Origin of the sequence: Microbacterium sp. LWH3-1.2 (genome assembly GCF_040675855.1) — a bacterium.
Taxonomy (GTDB): Bacteria; Actinomycetota; Actinomycetes; order Actinomycetales; family Microbacteriaceae; genus Microbacterium.
Genome location: NZ_JBEGIK010000001.1, coordinates 2,939,927 through 2,957,440, shown reverse-complemented (window position 1 = coordinate 2,957,440; position 17,514 = coordinate 2,939,927). Strand labels below are relative to the sequence as shown.

The following is a 17,514-nucleotide window of genomic DNA, read 5'->3' as shown; positions in this document are numbered from 1 at the left end:
GTGAACCCATCTCCACGACTGTTCGCATGCGCGACGGCGTCAGGCTGGCAACGGACGTGTACCTGCCCGATGGCTGGGACCGAGGCCCGACGGTCCTGGTAAGACTGCCGTACGGCAAGCGCGACCGCTACACCTTCATGCCGCAGTGCGCGCCGTGGTTCAACGACCGCGGCTACGCGTTCGTGGTCCAGGACGTCAGAGGCAAGGGAGAATCCGAAGGGTCTACCGACCACATCGTTCACGAGGTGCCGGACGGTTACGACACGCTGGAGTGGATCGTCCGCTCTGGGTGGTCCAACGGGGCGGTCGGCATGTTCGGCGACTCCTATTACGCCTACACCCAGTGGGCTGCCCTCGCCAGCGGTCATGAAGCGCTGCGCGCCATCGTTCCAAGGATGTCTTCGCTGAGGATTCCGACTGACGAAGACCAGGATGCCGAGGCGCAGCAGACGGGCACCGGTGCAAGCGGGCCCAACCCTGCTCGGGACGACGGCATCGGCCGGCCACCGTCCGCTGCCTGGGCCAGGTACCTGGCCGGGTACTGGCTCGACAACGACGAGCACATGCCGCCCATGGAGCTCTCGGACCCGCCAATGGCCGCGTTCGAGGAGTTCTTCACCCGGATCGGCAAGCGGTCATCCGCGTTCGACTCCGTGTTCCCTCGCGCAGTGTCCCGGTTCCCATTCCCCGATGGTCATCCCGTTCAGCATCGTGCAGTACCAACACTGCACGTCTTGGGATGGTTCGACCCGGTCGCGAAGGCGGGGATGGAAACCTATCTGAAGCTCACGGCTCACCCGGCATGGGCGCCTCTGCAGCACCTGAGCGCGGACGCCACCGACCATGAGAACTACCAGCTCTCGGACGCGCCGGCCCGCGATGGCAACGATCACGGGACCGACGACGAGGCATTGGCGCGATTGCTGCCCCGCTACCTCGGTCCAGCCCTCGATTTCTTCGACGTCTACCTAGCCGGCACTGCGTCACCGGATACCCTCCCTCGGGTGCGATGGACCCTCGGCCACGTCGGCGATTTCGACGGCGATCAGTGGCCACCGCGCGAGGCAGTCCAGGCGGAGCTCTTCCTCGACGGCCTTGAACAGTCTCGGGAAGATGTCGGGCTGCTCACCCCACACCCACCCACACAGGCGTCCGTCGGGCGCTGGAACCATGACCCGCGCAAGCCCGTCCCCGACATCGGCGACTCTCTGGCCATCCTCGAGACGTGGCCCGACGAATCAGACACGGGACGTCGACAGGATGTGCTGGCTTTCGACGGCCCCGTCGCCGAGCATGCCGTCGACATCGTGGGCCCCGTCGAGTTGGAGCTCACGGTCGCCTCGTCCCGGCCGTCAATGGATGTCTTCGTCAAACTCTTCGACGTGGAACCCGATGGAACCGCACGTCGCCTCCTGAGTGACCAGATCACCGTCTCCCGCGTCAACGAGTCGGCCGTGACGACCTCGATGGAGCTCGGACACATCGCCTATCGTCTGCAACCAGGTCACCGCCTCCGCATGCACGTCGCGAGCAGTGAAAGCCCGACCTTTCTCCACGATCCAGGTGTCGACGGCAACCGGTGGCTGACGCAGACCTCTTCGGTGAGCAGACAGCAGCTCCTCACCTCACCCGACCGTCCATCGCGACTTGTGTACATGCAGCTGCCGCACCCGACCTCCTGATCGACGAAGGCTGCTCGCCCGCGAAACCGCGCGCACCGAAAGAAAGGTGAACTGATGACTCGCGACCCTCGACACGACGTACTCTTCGAGCCGGTCCGGATCGGACCCAAGACCGCCCCGAACCGCTTCTACGCCGTTCCCCACAGCGCAGGGATGGGTTCAGACAAGCCACTGTCCCAGGCAGCCTTCAGAGGAATGAAGGCGGAGGGAGGGTGGGGCGTCGTGTGCACCGAGTATGCACCGATCAGCCCGGACGCGGACGAATCTCCGTCAGCATCCGCACGACTGTGGGACACCGACGACGGTCGTGCGCTCTCGCTGATGGTCGACGCCGTTCACAAGCACGGAGCGCTTGCGGGCATCGAACTCACCCACCTCGGCGGGTACGCCTGGCGCCACGAATCCCGGTGGCCGGCGATCGCCCCATCCCAGTTCCCGAGCGACTTCGACATCCTCGCGACCGCGAAAGCCATGGAGGACTCCGACATCCGTCGCGTGCAGGACGACTGGGTCAGAGCCGCACGCAACGCTCGCGACATCGGCTTCGACATCGTCTATGTCTACGGCGGCTCAGACCTGACGCTGCAGTTCCTTTCGTCGTTCTACAACCACCGCACCGACCGTTACGGTGGTTCGCTGGAGAATCGAGCACGGTTCTGGATCGAAACCCTCGAGGCTGTCAACGGCGCCGTAGGATCTGACTGCGCGGTGGCGGTGCGTTTGAGTATGGAAGCGTTGCGCGGGCGGGGTCTCTCTGACGAGCAGATTCTGGAGTTCGTGTCGCTCGCCGACCCTCTCGTCGATCTATGGGACGTCAACATGGAGTCGACCGAGGACGGCACCAAGGACTCCGGGACATCACGGTTCTTCAAGGAGGGCTATCAGCTGGAGCCGACAGCGCTGGTGCGCCAGGCAACGAAGAAGCCACTGGTCGGCGTCGGACGATACACCAACCCCGACACGATGGCGTCCCTCGTCTCCTCTGGTCGGCTTGACTTCATCGGCGGAGCGCGACCGTCCATCGCTGACCCGTTCCTCCCATCCAAGATCTCTGATGGTCGCTACAGCGACGTCCGTGAGTGCATCGGCTGCAACGTCTGCGTCCTGAAGTCCGAAACGGGCCGACACCTCGGTTGCACGCAGAACGCGACGGCTGGTGAAGAATTCCGGCGTGGATGGCATCCGGAGCGATTCGACACGTCCCCTCGGGAAGGGACCGCGGCCCTCGTCGTCGGTGCCGGTCCGGCTGGCATGGAGTGCGCACTGACGCTCGCCAAACGAGGCTTCCTCGTGCATCTCATCGATGCGGCTGATGAACTCGGAGGGCACATACGCTGGGTTTCACAACTCCCAGGGCTTTCCGAATGGGGCCGGCTTATCGAGTGGCGGCAGCTGCAACTGCAGAACCACCCCAACGTCGAGATCCTTCTGCAGCGATCCCTGACGGCCGATGAGATCCTGAGCTACGGCGCGGAACTTGTGGTGCTGGCGACAGGGGCGCGCTGGGCACGGGATGGGATGACCGGCTTCAATCACACGCCTATCCCGGGCAGTGACAGCCCTCACGTACTGACACCGGAAGACCTCATGGTCGCGGGTGCGAAGCCGGCAGGGCGGCGCGTCACGGTCTTCGACGTCGAGGGGTACGTCGTCGCGTCTGGTCTCGCGGAGCGGTTGGCGCGCGAGGGCCACGAGGTTCATATCGTCACGCCGTTCCCCCAAGTTGCGGTCGTCAGCGACCAGACGATCGAGGGCCCCCTCGTGCGGCAGAATCTCCACAAGCTCGGCGTGACCTTCGTCACCGGCAGCGTTGTGACGAAGATCGACCCGCACGAGGTCAGCGTTGCGAATGAATTCGGCGAGGAGCGCACGCTTCCGTGCGACGCCGTCATCCTCGTCACCCGACGAGTGTCGGTTGATCACCTCTATCACGAGCTGCGCGAACGGCAGGAGGAGTGGGACGAGGCCGAAGTCTCGGCCATCTACCGCATCGGGGATGCCGTTGCCCCTCGGCTGGCGGCCGACTCGATCTTCGACGGACAGCGGCTGGCCCGCGAGATCGATGGGCCAGACCCGAACGTGCCCCTGGCCTATCGGCGGGAGCGAGTCGCGCTTCCGATGCTGGACTGACCAGCCCGGCGTGACTGTCGCCTCGAAGCTTGCTCACACTCCAGAAAGGATCCCAGGCAAATGTGCGTGGGTAGTATCGGCGACTGGCTCGTCAAACGAAGACTGAAATCCCCAGAGAAGACCGCGCTCGTCGTCTCCGGACGGGCGCTGACATATCGCGAATTCGCCGACTCCGCAGACGGTGTGGCGACGCTCCTCACAGAACTGGGAATCGTCAAGGGCGATCGCGTCGCGATCCTGGGCAACAACAGTGCCGAGTTCCTCATTCTGATGTTCGGGGTGTTGCGGATCGGTGCCGTTCTTGTTCCCGTGAATGTTCGGCTTGCTGTCCCGGAGATCTCGCATGTCCTACACGACTCCGGCGCGAGGGTGCTGTTCCACGATCCCGAGTTCGACACCAAGGTGCGAACGCTCGAGCTGCCGGCTGTCGAGCATGTCATCGGATTGGGTCAAGGAACGCCGGGCCGGCCAGGACTGGGGCGGTTGCTCGTCCCCGCGCCTCGCGCGGCCGATGGGGTGGCGGGTGGCGACGATCCGGCCGTCATCCTGTACACCTCGGGGACCACCGGTAGGCCCAAAGGCGCTGTTCTCTCGCATGCGAACCTCACGTGGAACTCGCTGAACTGCATCGTCGACTACGACATCACCGCCTCCGACGTGACACTTCTGATCTCCCCGCTGTTTCACGCGGCGGCTCTCGGGATGGGCGCGCTCCCAGCCATCCTCAAGGGCGCAACGCTCGTCCTCGAGAGAGCATTCGACGCACCCCTGGTGCTGAATCTCATCGAAACGCTCGGCGTAACGATGGTGAGCGGAGTTCCGACCACGTTCCAGCTCCTCGCAGAGCACCCACACTGGGCGGACACCGATCTCACGTCACTGCGAACGATCACGTGTGGAGGGTCGGCCGTCCCCTCCCGCGTGCTCGATGCATTTGAGGAGCGAGGTCTGTCGTTCTCTCAGGGCTACGGCCTGACGGAGACCGCGCCCGGAGCGACTTCCCTCTCGGCCACGATGACGCGCGTGAAGCAAGGAAGCGTTGGGCTCCCACACTTCTTCGCCGATGTCCGAGTCGTGGACGAGGCCGGTGATCTCGTCCCGAGCGGAATCCTGGGGGAGATCCAGATCGCGGGTCCCAACGTGTTCGTCGGCTACCACAACTTGGCAGAGGCCTCTGCCGCGGTGTTCACTGCCGACGGATGGTTCCGTTCGGGGGACGTCGGATATCTCGACGAGGACGGCTACCTCTTTATCGCCGACCGATTGAAGGACCTGATCATCTCGGGTGGAGAGAACATCTACCCCGCCGAGATCGAGAACCTCCTTTACAGCATGGACGGCGTCACGGGGGCTGCGGTTGTTGGCGCACAGGACGATCGCTGGGGCGAGGTGCCGGTGGCGGTACTCACCGTGCGGCAGGGCACCTCCATCACTCTCGAGGCCGTGCGCGCACACCTGCAAACACATCTCGCGCGCTACAAGCTGCCGAAGGCGGTGGTCGTCGTCGAGGAACTGCCGCGCACCGCCTCGGGCAAGGTCCGCAAAGCCGAGCTTCGGGCGCGCATCGCCGAGGTCGTGTCATGAGGATCGTCGTCCTGGTCAAGGAAGTCCCGGATACGTACGGGGATCGCAAGCTGTCGCTGGAGACCGGTCTGGCCGATCGCGGCGCGAGCGAGACCGTGATCGATGAGATCGGCGAGCGGGCGCTTGAGGTGGCGTTGTCGTATGCGGACGGGACGCCGGGCACCGAGGTGGTGGTGTTGTCGATGACGCCGGGGTCGGCGGCGGGGACGGTGCGTAAGGGGCTCGCGATGGGTGCCGCGTCGGCGGTGCAGGTCGTTGACGATGGTCTTCTGGGGGCGGATGTGGGGTTGACGGCGGAGGTGCTGGCGGCGGCGTTGCAGCGTATCGGGTTCGATCTGGTGATCGGTGGGAACTTGTCGACGGACGGGGTGGGCGGGGTCGTTCCGGCGATGGTGGCTGAGATCCTTGATGTGCCGTCGGCGACGTATTTGAGCGCGGTCGAGATCGGCGAGGGTGGGGTGTCGGGCACGCGGGTTTCCGACGGGGCGGTGTTGCAGGTGGCGGCGGTGCTGCCGGCGGTGATCTCGGTCACTGAGGCGTTGCCTGATGCGCGGTTCCCGAATTTCAAGGGCATCATGGCGGCGAAGAAGAAGCCGTTCGAGACGCTGTCGCTCGCTGAGTTGGAGATCGATCCGCACGATCCGGGTGCGTCGCGGTCGATCGTGATCGGACTGAGTGAGAGGCCGCCGCGTGCGGCCGGTGTGAAGATCGTGGACGAGGGGGATGCGGGGCTGAGGCTCGCGGACTTCCTCATCCAGAACCGGCTCGCGTGAGGGGACGTGCACATGGCTTTTGCGGATGACTCGATCCTGGTGCTGCTCGACACCACGCCCTCGGGCGTGCTGGCGAAGTCGGCGGCTGAGCTTTTGGGTGCGGCCGCGCAGGTGGGTACGCCGGTCGCGGTGATCGTCGGCGATGCGGCGTTGGCGGCGGATGCTGCGGCTGTGGGTGCTGCGGTGGTGCTGGTCGCGCCGGCCGGTGACTCTCTGACGGTTCCGCGGGTGGACGCGCTGACGGAGGCTGCGGATCTGGTGCGGCCGGACGCGATCCTGGTGGCGAACTCGGTGGAGGGTCGTGAGGTCGCGGGCCGGTACGCCGCCCGCACCCGTTCGGGTGTCGCGGTCGATGCCGTCGGGGTGTCGCGCGATGCGGAGGGCGTGGTCGCGCACCACTCGGTCTACGGCGGGGCGTATAACGTCGATTCGGCGGTCACGTGGGGTGCGCCGGTGATCACGATCCGGCAGGGTTCGGTCGATGCTCGTGCCGAGGCGGTCGCGGGCGTGGAGGCTGAGCCGCTCGAGGTGCGCGCCTCCGGCCGGAAGGCGGCGACGGTGACGTCGGTGGATGAGGCCGTGGTGTCGTCGTCGCGTCCGGAGTTGCGTGGGGCGGCGAGGGTGGTGTCGGGCGGGCGGGGTCTCGGGTCGGGGGAGAAGTTCGTGCTTGTCGAGCAGCTGGCTGACGTGCTGGGTGCGGCGGTGGGCGCGTCGCGTGCCGCGGTCGACGCGGGCTTCGTGCCGTATTCGTATCAGGTGGGTCAGACGGGGGTGTCGGTGGCGCCGCAGCTGTATGTGGCGTTGGGCATCTCGGGTGCGATCCAGCACAAGGCCGGTATGCAGACCGCGAAGACGATCGTCGCGATCAACAAGGACGCGGACGCCCCGATCTTCGAGATCGCGGACTTCGGCGTCGTCGGCGATCTGTTCACGGTGGTGCCGCAGCTGATCGCCGCGCTCGAGGCGAAGAAGGCGTAGCCCGTTATGGCGACGTTCGGTTCCTCGGTGCGGCGGGGTCTGCCGCGTGTGCCGGGCGGTGAGCCCTGGCCTCCGGCGGGCGCCGCGCCCGGCACGAACGGCAACGGTGTCGCGCCCGCGGAGGCGCCCCTCGTCGAGGTGGTGGCACGACCCGCGGGAGCCGACGCGTCGACCCCGCGTGTCGTGACTCCCGAGGTCGCTGCGGTGGCGTCGGCTGAGGCTCCGGTGGCGGAACACGCGGGAGCCGACGCGTCGACCCCGCGCCTCGCGACTCCCGAGGTCGCTGCGGTTGCGTCGGCTGAGGTTCCGGTGGCGGAACACGCGGGAGCCGATGCGTCGACCCCGCGTGTCGTGACTCCCGAGGTCGCTGCGGTGGCGTCGGCTGGGCGCGCGATTCGCCGTGGCCTGCCGCGGGTGTCGGGTGGTGAGCCGTGGCCGCCGGCGGGCGTTGTCCCGGCCGCTGCGGCCGGTGCCACCACGGACGTGGCAGCCGTCGTCGCCACCGAGACCGCCACGCGAACAGAAGCGACACCTTCGGAGGCGGTGACCCCCGTCAAGGTGCCACCTGTGGTCGCCGCGGGCGCGGAGGCCGGGCAACAGGTGACACCTTCGGCTGCGGGTGAGGGTGCGAAGGCGCTCCGCCGCGGGCTTCCGCGGGTCGTCGGTGGTGAGCCGTGGCCGCCGGCTGGGTTCGCGCCGACCGCGACCGCCGCTGCGGTGACGGATGCTGCGCCCGTGCCGGCTGCGGAAGCGCCGGCGGAGCGCGTGGTGCGCGCCGGTCTTCCGCGCCCGGCCACTGCCGCGCCGACTCCCGTCGTCGCGGCCGCGGTCGAGGCATCCGTCGAGACAGCCCGGACTCGCGCCATTGCGGAGACCCGAATTGCCGAGGTCGTCGCCCCCGCTGCGCCCGCCACCGCCACCGGAGTCCCGCTGTCTCAGCCGCTGCCGTTTCACCGCACCGTGTGGGCGGGCAGGGCCGCGCGCACCCGACCGGCGGCCAGGCCGGAGCCGAAGCGCATCGGCCCGTTCACCCGTGGCCAGTGGGCCGGGGCGGTGATCGTGGGTGGCGCCGGGGTGCTGTACGCGGCGGGCATGGCGGTGTTCGCGGTGCGCTGGCTGCTGTCGACCGAGTGGGGTGTGGACTTCCTCGCCGCCTACCCGGGCGAGTATCACCTGCCCGAAGGGGCCCCGGTCGGTGTCCCCGCGTGGCTCGGGTGGCAGCACTTCTTCAACGTGTTCCTGATGGTGCTGATCATCCGCACCGGTCTGCAGGTCCGCACCGACAAGCGGCCGAGCGTGTTCTGGTCGCCGCGCAGCAACGGCCGGCGCAAGATGAGCCTGAGCCTGTGGTTCCACCAGTCGCTCGACATCCTGTGGATCGTGAACGGCGTGATCTTCGTGGTGCTGCTGTTCGTGACCGGGCAGTGGATGAAGATCGTGCCCACGTCGTGGGAGGTGTTCCCCAACGCGGTCTCGGCGGGGCTGCAGTACGTGTCGCTGGACTGGCCCACCGAGAACGGCTGGGTGAACTACAACTCGCTGCAGCAGCTCGCGTACTTCGCGACCGTGTTCCTGGCCGCGCCGCTCGCGATCGCGACCGGCGTGCGGATGAGCCACGTGTGGCCGAAGAACGCGGCCGGGCTGAACAGGGCGTACCCGCTCGAGTGGGCCCGCGCGGTGCACTTCCCGGTGATGCTGTACTTCGTCGCGTTCATCGCCGTGCACGTGTTCCTGGTGTTCGCGACCGGGGCGCTGCGCAACCTGAACCACATGTACGCCGCGCAGGGCTCGATCGACCCGGACGCGTACACCGACAACTGGACCGGCTTCTGGTTCTTCGCCGCCTCGCTCATCGTGATCGCCGCCGCCTGGGTCGCCGCGCGCCCGCTCGTGCTGGCGCCGATCGCCCGCCTGTTCGGCAAAGTGACCGGCCGCTGACGCGACCGGCCTACTCGACGATTGGTATGCCCCTGTGAAGCGTCATGCATGCCTCGATCGCGGGCTGCGGACTGTGCGCCCGCGGCCCGCGATCGTCGTCTCCCGACGGATGAGGCGGTTCCAGGCGTCGAAACGAAACGGATGCCTCAGCCGGACGCGTCTGCGATCACCTCGGCGGCAGCATCCCGTCCCAGCGCGACGTAAGCCGGGTTGTCGTCGTTGTGCACGAGGAGCATCATCACGACGGCGGCCGCCCAGGCGTGCGCGCGTCGCCAGGTGGCCGCGTCGTAGCGGGACCCGGTCGCGACGATGAAGCGCCCCCGGCCGTCGGCGTCGAATGCGAGCCAGGCGACCGCCAGGTCGTAAGCGGGGTCGCCGGCCGTGACGTCGCCGAAGTCGATGATGCCGGCCAGCCTTCCGTCGCGCGTCACGAGGTTGCCGGGATGCAGGTCGCCGTGAATCCAGAGCGGGGGCCGGCTCCACGCGGCGACGGTGAGACCGGCGTGCCAGACATCGCCCAGCGCCGTGGCGTCCGAGGCGTCCAGCGCTCCGGAGTCGCGCAGTGCGGCGAGGCGGACGGCGACGGCATCCGCGCGCGTCGCCAGGGGAGCGCCCCGGAAGGGATTGACGGGGTGATCCTCGGGTGCCTCAGCATGCAGCGCGCCGAGGACGTCGGCGAGCGTCGTCGCCCATTCGCCACGATCGGCGACGGGTGCGTCCATGGCTCGCTCGCCCTGGATCCATCGCACCACGGACCAGCGCCACGGGTATCCGGCCGCCGGAGCGCCGGCGACGACGGGGTTGGGCACCCCGACGCCGGTCGGCTCGAGTCGCCGCGCGATCTCGGGGAGCACGAGCTGCTCGTGGAGCACGAGGGGCGCGGCGATCGCACGCCGGGGAAGGCGCACCGCGTAGTCGTCGCCCAATCGCCACACCTCGCTGTCCCAGCCTTCGGCAACCTTCCGCAGAGGCAGGACGGTGGCCCCCGGGATTGTTGCGCCTGCTTGGTCGGCGAGCAGTTCGCGAATGAGGGCAGGGCCGATCGAGATCTCGGAGGCGGGCTTGTCGGGCACCCTACGAACTTAGACTCTTGTGTTCGTGTGGGAATGTGTTGTATTGTGTGGGAATCCAACGGAGGTTGTCCCACATGTACGCGACGGAGCGCCACGAGCAGATCGAGCTCCTGCTGTCCGAGCGGAGCCGGGTCAGCGTGGTCGAACTCGCCGACCGATTCGAGGTCACCACCGAAACGATCCGCCGCGACCTCGACCACCTCGAGTCGGCCGGCGCTCTGCGCCGCGTGCACGGGGGCGCGGTCAGCCGGGAGCGCGCGAGCACGCGAGAGCCGTCGCTCGCCGAGCGCTTCGAGCACCACGGCGGCGCCAAGGCCGCCATCGGCCTGCGGGCCCTCGACGCCCTCGGTGCCGAATTCACCGGGTCCGTCTTCCTCGACGCCGGCACGACCACGGCAGCCGTCGCCTCGGCGCTCATTCCGCGCCTCTCCATCGCGCGAATCGAGGTCGTCACGCACTCGCTGGCGCTCGGCAACACGCTCGCCGGCGTTCCGGGCGCGTCTCTCTCGCTGGTCGGCGGGCGCGTGCGCGGTCTTACCGCCGCGGCCGTCGGCGCCGACACCGTCCGGACGATCGGCGCGCTTCGTCCGGATGTCGCCTTCATCGGCACCAACGGCGTCTCGGCGACGTTCGGCCTCAGCACGCCCGACCCCGACGAGGCCGCCGTCAAGCGCGCAATCGTCGAGTCGGCCCGGCGCGTGGTCGTCGTGGCCGATGCCGAGAAGCTCGGCGCCGAACTGCTCGTCGGCTTCGCGCCGCTTCGCGACATCGACGTGCTGGTGACGGATTCCGCACCCGACGAAGAACTCGCGTCCGCGCTCGCGGACGCCGACGTGGAGGTCTGGCTCGCATGATCGTGACGCTCACCGCCAACCCGTCCCTCGACCGCACGGTGATGCTTCCCGCTCCGCTGCAGGTCGGCGACGTGCAGAGCGCGGCTTCGACGCGCGAGGACGCGGGCGGGAAGGGCATCAACGTCGCCCGCGCGATCAGAGCAGCCGGCGAGGACTGCGCCGCGGTGCTGCCCCTCGCGCCGGGCGACCCGTACGACGCGGCACTGCACGCGGCGGACGTCGACGCGCGCCGCGTCGCCGTACGCGGGAACGTCCGCGCGAACATCGCGATCACCGACCCCGCCGGCGTCACCACCAAGCTCAACCTGCCGGGCGCCGAACTGTCGGCGGACGAGGTCTCCGCCGTCGTCGATGCGGTCGTCGCAGCATCCGTCGACGCTCGTTGGCTGGTGCTGGCGGGCTCGCTGCCCCCCGGCGTCCCCGACGACTTCTACGTGCGCGTCATCACCGCCGTCCGCACCGCGCGCGGAGCGGACGCTCCGCTCATCGCGGTGGACACCTCCGGCCCCGCGCTGGCCGCGGTCGTCGCCGCCGGCGCAGCCGACCTCATCAAGCCGAACGATGACGAGCTCGCCGAGCTCGTGGGCGTGGCCATCGACGGCAAGGACCCGCAGTCGGTGCTGCAGGTCGCCCGCGCGCTCGTCCCCGCACGGGTGCGGGCCGCACTCGTCACCCTCGGTTCGCGCGGCGCCCTTCTCGTCGATGCCGAAGGAGCTTGGGCGGCTTCTCCGCCGCCGATCCAAGTCGTGAGCACTGTGGGCGCGGGCGACAGCTCGCTGGCCGGCTACGTGCTCGCTGCCACGCGTGGTGCCGACCAGGGCGAGCGGCTGCGTCTGGCCGTCCGCTACGGAGCGGCCGCAGCATCCCTTCCCGGCACGAAAGCGCCGGCTCCCGCAGATCTTCCCACCGGCGACGTGCCCGTCACACGTCTCGATTGAGCACCCACCCACCCAACGACCGCAGGAGGTCACCGTGTCCGACACCATCACCACAGGCCTGGTGAGCCTCGACGCGCCACTGGGCGCCGACAAAGCCGCCGTGATCCGCTCCCTCGCCGCACGCGTGGTCGCGCAGGGTCGCGCGACCGACGCCGAGGCGCTCTATGCCGACGCGTGGGCGCGCGAAGAGAAGGATGAGACCGGGCTCCCCGGCGGCATCGCCATTCCGCACGCCAAGAGCGCCGCGGTCACGACGCCGTCCCTCGCCTTCGCGCGCCTCACGCCGGGCGTCGACTTCGGCGCGCCGGACGGCGCTGCCGACCTCGTATTCCTCATCGCCGCGCCGGCGGACGCCGCAGAGGCGCACCTCGCAGTGCTCTCCAAGCTCGCGCGGAGCCTTATGCAGGAGGACTTCACCTCCGGTCTGCGCGCCGCGAAGTCCGACGAAGATGTGGTCGCGATCGTGCAGGCGGCGATCGGCGAACGGGAAGCCGCCGCGCCTGCGGCTCCGGCCGCGGCAGCCGCACCTGCCTCCACGGGACTCGACGTCGACGGGCGGCCGGCCCGGGTGGTCGCGGTGACCTCGTGCGCGACCGGCATCGCGCACACGTTCATGGCGGCCGACGCACTCACCGCCGCGGGCAAGAAGGCCGGAATCGACCTGGTGGTCGAGCCGCAGGGCTCGAGCGGGTACCAGGCGCTCCCCGTCGACGTCATCCGCAACGCCGACGCCGTCATCTTCGCGACCGACGTCGACGTCCGGGAGCCGCAGCGGTTCGCAGGCAAGCCGGTCGTGCGCTCGGGCGTCAAGCGCGGCATCGAGCAGCCCGACCAGCTCATCGTGGAGGCCGTCGCCGCGGCGAACAACCCCTCCGCCACCCGCGTGGGAGGCGAGGCGACTGGTGCCACGGCGGCTCCTGCCGAGACCCTGTCGTGGGGCGCCCGCATCCAGCGCATCCTCCTCACCGGCGTCAGCTACATGATCCCGTTCGTCGCGGGCGGCGGTCTGCTGATCGCCCTCGGCTTCCTCATCGGCGGGGTGAATGTCGGCGACGAGGCGTTCAGCGTCATCGTCGACAACGCCCTGTGGGCGCTCCCGGCTGGCGGGCTCGCCCAGTACCTCGGCTCCGTGCTGTTCGTGATCGGCGTGACATCGATGGGATTCCTGGTCTCGGCGCTGGCCGGCTACATCGCGTTCGCGATCGCCGACCGTCCCGGCATCGCGCCCGGATTCGTCGCGGGCGCCGTCGCGGTCATCATGAACGCGGGCTTCATCGGCGGCATCATCGGCGGTCTGCTCGCAGGCTTCGTGGCCTGGTGGATCGGGCGTCTCAACGCGCCGCGATGGCTGCGCGGCCTCATGCCGGTCGTGATCATCCCGCTCGCGGCGTCGATCGTGGCCTCGGGACTGATGATCCTGTTCCTCGGCCGGCCGATCGCCACCCTCATGGAGGGTCTCAACGCCTGGCTCACCGGTCTCGCCGCGACCGACGCGATCATCCTGGTCGGCGTCATCCTCGGCCTCATGATGTGCTTCGACCTCGGCGGCCCGGTCAACAAGGTCGCCTACGCGTTCGCCGTCGCCGGGCTCAGTGCCGGATCGGCCGAGAACCCGACGCCGTATCTCATCATGGCCGCCGTCATGGCCGCCGGCATGGTCCCGCCGCTCGCCATGGCCCTCGCGTCGACCGTTCTGGCACGCAACATGTTCCCGCCGGTCGAGCGCGAGAACGGCAAGGCCGCCTGGCTGCTCGGCGCGGCGTTCATCAGTGAGGGTGCGATCCCGTTCGCTGCTGCAGACCCGCTGCGCGTCATCCCCTCGATGATGCTGGGCGGTGCCGTCACGGGCGCCCTGAGCATGGCCTTCGCCGTCCAGTCCCTGGCGCCCCACGGCGGCATCTTCGTCCTGTTCGCGATCAGCCCGATCTGGGGCTTCCTGGTCGCCCTCGTGGCGGGCACGGTCGTGTCGGCCCTGACGGTGATCGCCCTCAAGAAGTGGATCGCCCCGAAGGAGCTCGCCGAGGCCGAAGCGCGCGTGGCCGTGGCGGCCTGAGGCATTCGTCCGCCAGAATCGGAGTCGTCGACCGCTGAGGTCCGACGCAGACAGGAGAGAACCATGGCAGAACGTCAGGCCACCATCGCCAGCAGCTCGGGACTCCACGCCCGCCCCGCCAAGCTCTTCGTGCAGGCGGTGCAGGCGCAGCCCGTCCCGGTCACGATCGCGGTCGAGGGCGGTGCCGACCTCAACGCCGGCAGCATCCTGTCGCTGATGGGCCTCGGTGCCTCGCAGGGCACCGTCGTGACCCTCAAGGCCGACGGCGACGGGGCCGAGGAGGCGCTCGACGCCCTGGTCGCGCTGCTGGAGACGGACCTCGACGCCCAGTAGCAGAGGATCGTGCGGTTGAGTCCGCACAGGAGCGACGGATGCCGCGGGTCGAAGCCGCTGCGGCATCCGTCGTCCGCGTTCTGCCGGGCTTCCGCGCCCCGCTCAGATGTCGGTGCTGTCTCCGGGGTTCAGCTCCACGAGCTCGCCGCCGTGCTGCTCGGCGGCCCAGCCGAGACGCATCCGCCCCATATCGCGGCCGGCGACCGACAGCCCCATGTCGTGCGTGCCGAACACGCGCCGCGGCGCGACGGCGAGCACGAAGTCCATCGCCTCGCCGATCTTGAGCCACGGTGCGCCGACCGGCGACGCCAGCAGCTTCACCTCGCGGCCCTTCGGCACCGCGTACGAGTCGCCGGGGTAGTAGAACTCGTCGTTCACGAGAACTCCGACGTTGTCGACGACCGGGATCGTCTCGTGGATCACCGCGTGGAGGCCACCGAAGAACTCCAGGCGGAACGGTTCGACCTCGACGACGTCGCCCGGGCGCACGATCGTGATGTCGTAGCCGGCGGCCGCCTTGGACACGCCTTCGGGAGCGAAGATCGGTGTCCCCGGAAAGATGCCGAGAATGCGGTCCAGGTGGTCGGGCGTCCAATGGTCCGGGTGCTCATGCGTGATGACGATCGCGACGACGCCCTCGAGTTCTCCCAGCGGAGCAGTGAACGACCCCGGATCGATGACCAGCGTGCGGCCGGAGTCGACCAGCGTCAGGGTGGCGTGCTCGAACTTCGTGACTCGCATGCGTCGAGTCAAGCGTTCCGGCGTCGCCGAGGCAAGCGACCGGGGTCGGCGCGCCGACACCCGCCGCGATTTGGAGTGGACATGACGCCCGTGGCATAATCGAACGGTTGCCTGAACGGCCCCATCGTATAGCGGCCTAGTACGCCGCCCTCTCACGGCGGTAACGCGGGTTCGAATCCCGCTGGGGTCACCAGTCAGGCAACAACGTCGCGATCTCGGTTGCGGCGCGCTGTACGGCCCCATCGTATAGCGGCCTAGTACGCCGCCCTCTCACGGCGGTAACGCGGGTTCGAATCCCGCTGGGGTCACAATCGACGCCCCGGTCCACGAGGACCGGGGCGTCTTGTGTGCTCCGCTCGGACCAGGCGGGGCAGAGCGGTGAAGCCCCCGGTTTCCGCCGTCGCAGGTGAACCCCTCGTCACCGTGAACACGACTCCGTGAAGGCGTGGACCGCGTGACGAGCGTCAGGCGGACACGTCGGTGGAGCGGTCCGCGTCGACGGTCGGAGGAGCCGGGGTCGCAGCATCCGTCCGGCCACGCCGACGACTGCGGACGAGCCGAACGATGCCCCAGACGATCAGGGCGGCGACGGCGGCCACGGCGAGCCATGGGAGGAGGAAGCCGAGTGCGACGACGATGCCGTTGAGGGTGGCGACGAGGCCATTCCAGCCCGCGGCGAGGCCGTCGCCGAACCCGGCAGGGTCGGCGGTCACAGGCTCGACATCGGGGACGACCGTGACGGACAGCGTCGACATCGCGACCTGGTCATCGAGCATCTCCAGCTGCTGCTGGTAGGACTCCAGCGTGGCCTGGCGCTCCGCCAGGGCCGCCTCAGCGGCGATGAGGTCCGCGACGCTCTGCGCCTGGGCCATGAGCTCGGTGAGGCGGTCCACGGACGCCTGCGCGGCGTCGATGCGGGCCTCGAGGTCCACTGTCTGCTCTGTGACGTCCTGACGCGACAGGGTGCTCGCCGTCACTTCGCCGACATCGTCGAGTTCGTCGACGACGCTCTGCAGCTGGTCGGCGGGGACGCGCACGGTGATCCAGGCGCCGTCGGTCGGATACGGGTAGGGCAGCGTGTCATAGACGACACCCCCGTCGGTGGGGGTGACCGGGTACACCGTGCCGTCGCTGCCGACGCTCATCGACTCGACGTAGCCGCCGTGGGCGACGGCGGAGTTCGCGATGGCACGCGCGGCCGCGTCGACCTCGTCTGCGGTGACCGTGGCCGAGGCCGTGGTGATGATGTCGCGGTCTGCGGCTCCGGCGGCCCCCGCCGTGTCGTCTTCCGCTCCCGGCGCGACCGTGAGGGGCCCCGATTCGCGGGTGACGGCGCCCGACGAGTCCGTGGTGGACGAGTCGGCTCCGGAGTCGGCGGGGGCGACCGGCGCGACGGCGGATTCCTCGCTCACCCCGCCGACACCACCGACGATCGATCCGACCGAGGGTGCGATCACGGCGGCGACGATGATCACCGCCGCTGCGGCGCCGCCGGCGATCCACAGGCGGCCCCGACGGGCACGCCGGGCGGACTGGCGTGTGCGCTCACGCGCGATGTCGGCGAAGAGCGCGTGCTCGATCTCGTCGATCCGCTCGGAGCTGAGCTCGGGGAGGGGTGCGGGGATCCCGGAGTCCGGGGGCTGGACGCTCATGTGCTCTCCTTCACTACGGTCCGCAGACGGGTGCGGATACGGGAGAGACGATTGCGGACGACACCGTGGGCGACGCCGAGCTCGTCGGCGGCCGCCTGGTAGGCGTACCCCTCCGTCGCGCACAGCCGGAAGATGGCGCGGTCGAGTTCACCGAGGCCCGCGACCGCGTTCAGGATCGCCTCCGCCAGGCGGTCGTCGATCACCTGCTGTTCGACGTCGACCGTCGACGGCAGCGTCTCATCGGCGGCTGCGGCGGTGTGCTCGCGGTCGCGGCGCTGCCGGCGGATGCGGTTCGCGGACTGGAACCGGCAGATCGTCGCGAGCCAGGGCAGCAGCGATTCGCCGGCGAGGTCGAGGCCGGGGAGCTTGCGCCAGGCGACGAGGAACGTCTCCTGTGTGACTTCCTCTGCGTCCGCCGGATTACCGACGAGGCCGTGCGCCAGCCAGTAAACCGGGCGCACGTACGCCCGGTACAGCGTGCGGAAGGCGTGCTCGCTCCCGCCCGCAGCCCGCGCCACGAGCTCGGCGTCGCCCGGCAGATCGTCGTCGGCCATCCCCATCCTCCGAATTGTCTCTCACGGTGTCAGTGTCCGCATCGACCGGATCGTCTCACGCGCAAACAGGCGGACCCTGTCGACCCTGTATCCTGTTGCGAGCGAGAGGGAGTATCCCGATACGCGCATCCGTCATCACGGGTCCCGACAGAGCGACCCCGGGTGCGCGCTGCTGGCGGTCAAGTCGGCGGGGGAGAGACTTTCGGATTCCGCCGACCCCTCGTACATCCC

At 69.1% G+C, this 17,514-nt stretch carries 14 protein-coding genes and 2 tRNA genes; 12 read left to right on the top strand and 4 right to left on the bottom strand.

All coding sequences use genetic code 11. The features are described 5' to 3' along the window. Positions 1 to 26 precede the first annotated feature (26 nt). Genes MRBLWH3_RS13780 through MRBLWH3_RS13755 form a run of 6 tightly spaced genes read left to right on the top strand, consistent with a single transcriptional unit; the run spans position 27 to position 9,085 of the window. The gene (locus MRBLWH3_RS13780) at positions 27 to 1,682 is read left to right on the top strand and encodes a CocE/NonD family hydrolase (RefSeq protein WP_363432942.1); all 1,656 of its coding nucleotides are present in this window, start codon (positions 27 to 29) and stop codon (positions 1,680 to 1,682) included. A gap of 54 nt (positions 1,683 to 1,736) precedes the next feature. Further along, on the top strand, positions 1,737 to 3,812 hold the full coding sequence (locus MRBLWH3_RS13775; protein ID WP_363432940.1) for an FAD-dependent oxidoreductase: 2,076 nt from the start codon (positions 1,737 to 1,739) through the stop codon (positions 3,810 to 3,812). Between the two features lie 60 nt (positions 3,813 to 3,872). Next, positions 3,873 to 5,396, top strand: coding sequence for an acyl-CoA synthetase (locus MRBLWH3_RS13770; RefSeq protein WP_363432937.1), 1,524 nt, complete (start codon positions 3,873 to 3,875; stop codon positions 5,394 to 5,396). Then, complete coding sequence (locus tag MRBLWH3_RS13765) at positions 5,393 to 6,169, top strand: electron transfer flavoprotein subunit beta/FixA family protein (RefSeq protein ID WP_363432935.1); 777 nt, start codon at positions 5,393 to 5,395, stop codon at positions 6,167 to 6,169. Before MRBLWH3_RS13770 ends, MRBLWH3_RS13765 begins: the two co-directional genes overlap by 4 nt. A gap of 12 nt (positions 6,170 to 6,181) precedes the next feature. Beyond that, on the top strand, positions 6,182 to 7,147 hold the full coding sequence (locus MRBLWH3_RS13760; RefSeq protein WP_363428209.1) for an electron transfer flavoprotein subunit alpha/FixB family protein: 966 nt from the start codon (positions 6,182 to 6,184) through the stop codon (positions 7,145 to 7,147). 6 nt (positions 7,148 to 7,153) lie between these two features. Then, positions 7,154 to 9,085: a cytochrome b/b6 domain-containing protein gene (locus MRBLWH3_RS13755; RefSeq protein WP_363432932.1), complete on the top strand. Its 1,932-nt coding sequence runs from the start codon at positions 7,154 to 7,156 to the stop codon at positions 9,083 to 9,085. Positions 9,086 to 9,231: 146 nt separating this feature from the next. Here MRBLWH3_RS13755 and MRBLWH3_RS13750 read toward each other — a convergent pair whose 3' ends face one another. After that, positions 9,232 to 10,158: an aminoglycoside phosphotransferase family protein gene (locus MRBLWH3_RS13750; protein WP_363432929.1), complete on the bottom strand. Its 927-nt coding sequence runs from the start codon at positions 10,156 to 10,158 to the stop codon at positions 9,232 to 9,234. Positions 10,159 to 10,232: 74 nt separating this feature from the next. Here MRBLWH3_RS13750 and MRBLWH3_RS13745 point away from each other — a divergent pair, with 74 nt between their 5' ends. The 4 genes from MRBLWH3_RS13745 to MRBLWH3_RS13730 all read left to right on the top strand — a co-directional run bounded on the left by MRBLWH3_RS13745 (position 10,233) and on the right by MRBLWH3_RS13730 (position 14,336). After that, positions 10,233 to 11,012 carry a DeoR/GlpR family DNA-binding transcription regulator gene (locus MRBLWH3_RS13745; RefSeq protein ID WP_363432926.1) on the top strand — a complete coding sequence of 260 codons (780 nt, stop codon included), beginning with the start codon at positions 10,233 to 10,235 and terminating at the stop codon, positions 11,010 to 11,012. After that, positions 11,009 to 11,950 (top strand): 1-phosphofructokinase, encoded by a 942-nt coding sequence (gene pfkB, locus MRBLWH3_RS13740; RefSeq protein ID WP_363432923.1) that lies wholly within the window; start codon positions 11,009 to 11,011, stop codon positions 11,948 to 11,950. Before MRBLWH3_RS13745 ends, pfkB begins: the two co-directional genes overlap by 4 nt. A gap of 34 nt (positions 11,951 to 11,984) precedes the next feature. Continuing rightward, positions 11,985 to 14,003: a PTS fructose transporter subunit IIABC gene (locus MRBLWH3_RS13735; protein WP_363432920.1), complete on the top strand. Its 2,019-nt coding sequence runs from the start codon at positions 11,985 to 11,987 to the stop codon at positions 14,001 to 14,003. 63 nt (positions 14,004 to 14,066) lie between these two features. Next, complete coding sequence (locus MRBLWH3_RS13730) at positions 14,067 to 14,336, top strand: HPr family phosphocarrier protein (RefSeq protein WP_045297931.1); 270 nt, start codon at positions 14,067 to 14,069, stop codon at positions 14,334 to 14,336. 102 nt (positions 14,337 to 14,438) lie between these two features. Here the strand turns inward: MRBLWH3_RS13730 and MRBLWH3_RS13725 are convergent, their stop codons facing one another. Continuing rightward, complete coding sequence (locus MRBLWH3_RS13725; protein ID WP_363432917.1) at positions 14,439 to 15,077, bottom strand: MBL fold metallo-hydrolase; 639 nt, start codon at positions 15,075 to 15,077, stop codon at positions 14,439 to 14,441. 117 nt (positions 15,078 to 15,194) lie between these two features. On the opposite strand from MRBLWH3_RS13725, the gene MRBLWH3_RS13720 reads away from it, so the two are divergent. Next, positions 15,195 to 15,270 (top strand) — tRNA-Glu (locus tag MRBLWH3_RS13720). Between the two features lie 42 nt (positions 15,271 to 15,312). Next, a tRNA-Glu gene (locus MRBLWH3_RS13715) sits at positions 15,313 to 15,385 on the top strand. Between the two features lie 156 nt (positions 15,386 to 15,541). On the opposite strand, the gene MRBLWH3_RS13710 is transcribed toward MRBLWH3_RS13715, so the two are convergent. Together MRBLWH3_RS13710 and MRBLWH3_RS13705 are read right to left on the bottom strand one after the other, a co-directional pair. Next, positions 15,542 to 16,729 carry a DUF4349 domain-containing protein gene (locus MRBLWH3_RS13710; RefSeq protein ID WP_363432914.1) on the bottom strand — a complete coding sequence of 396 codons (1,188 nt, stop codon included), beginning with the start codon at positions 16,727 to 16,729 and terminating at the stop codon, positions 15,542 to 15,544. Further along, entirely contained in the window at positions 16,726 to 17,283 is a 558-nt protein-coding gene (locus MRBLWH3_RS13705) for an RNA polymerase sigma factor (RefSeq protein ID WP_363432912.1), read from the bottom strand. Before MRBLWH3_RS13705 ends, MRBLWH3_RS13710 begins: the two co-directional genes overlap by 4 nt. Positions 17,284 to 17,514: the final 231 nt, after the last annotated feature.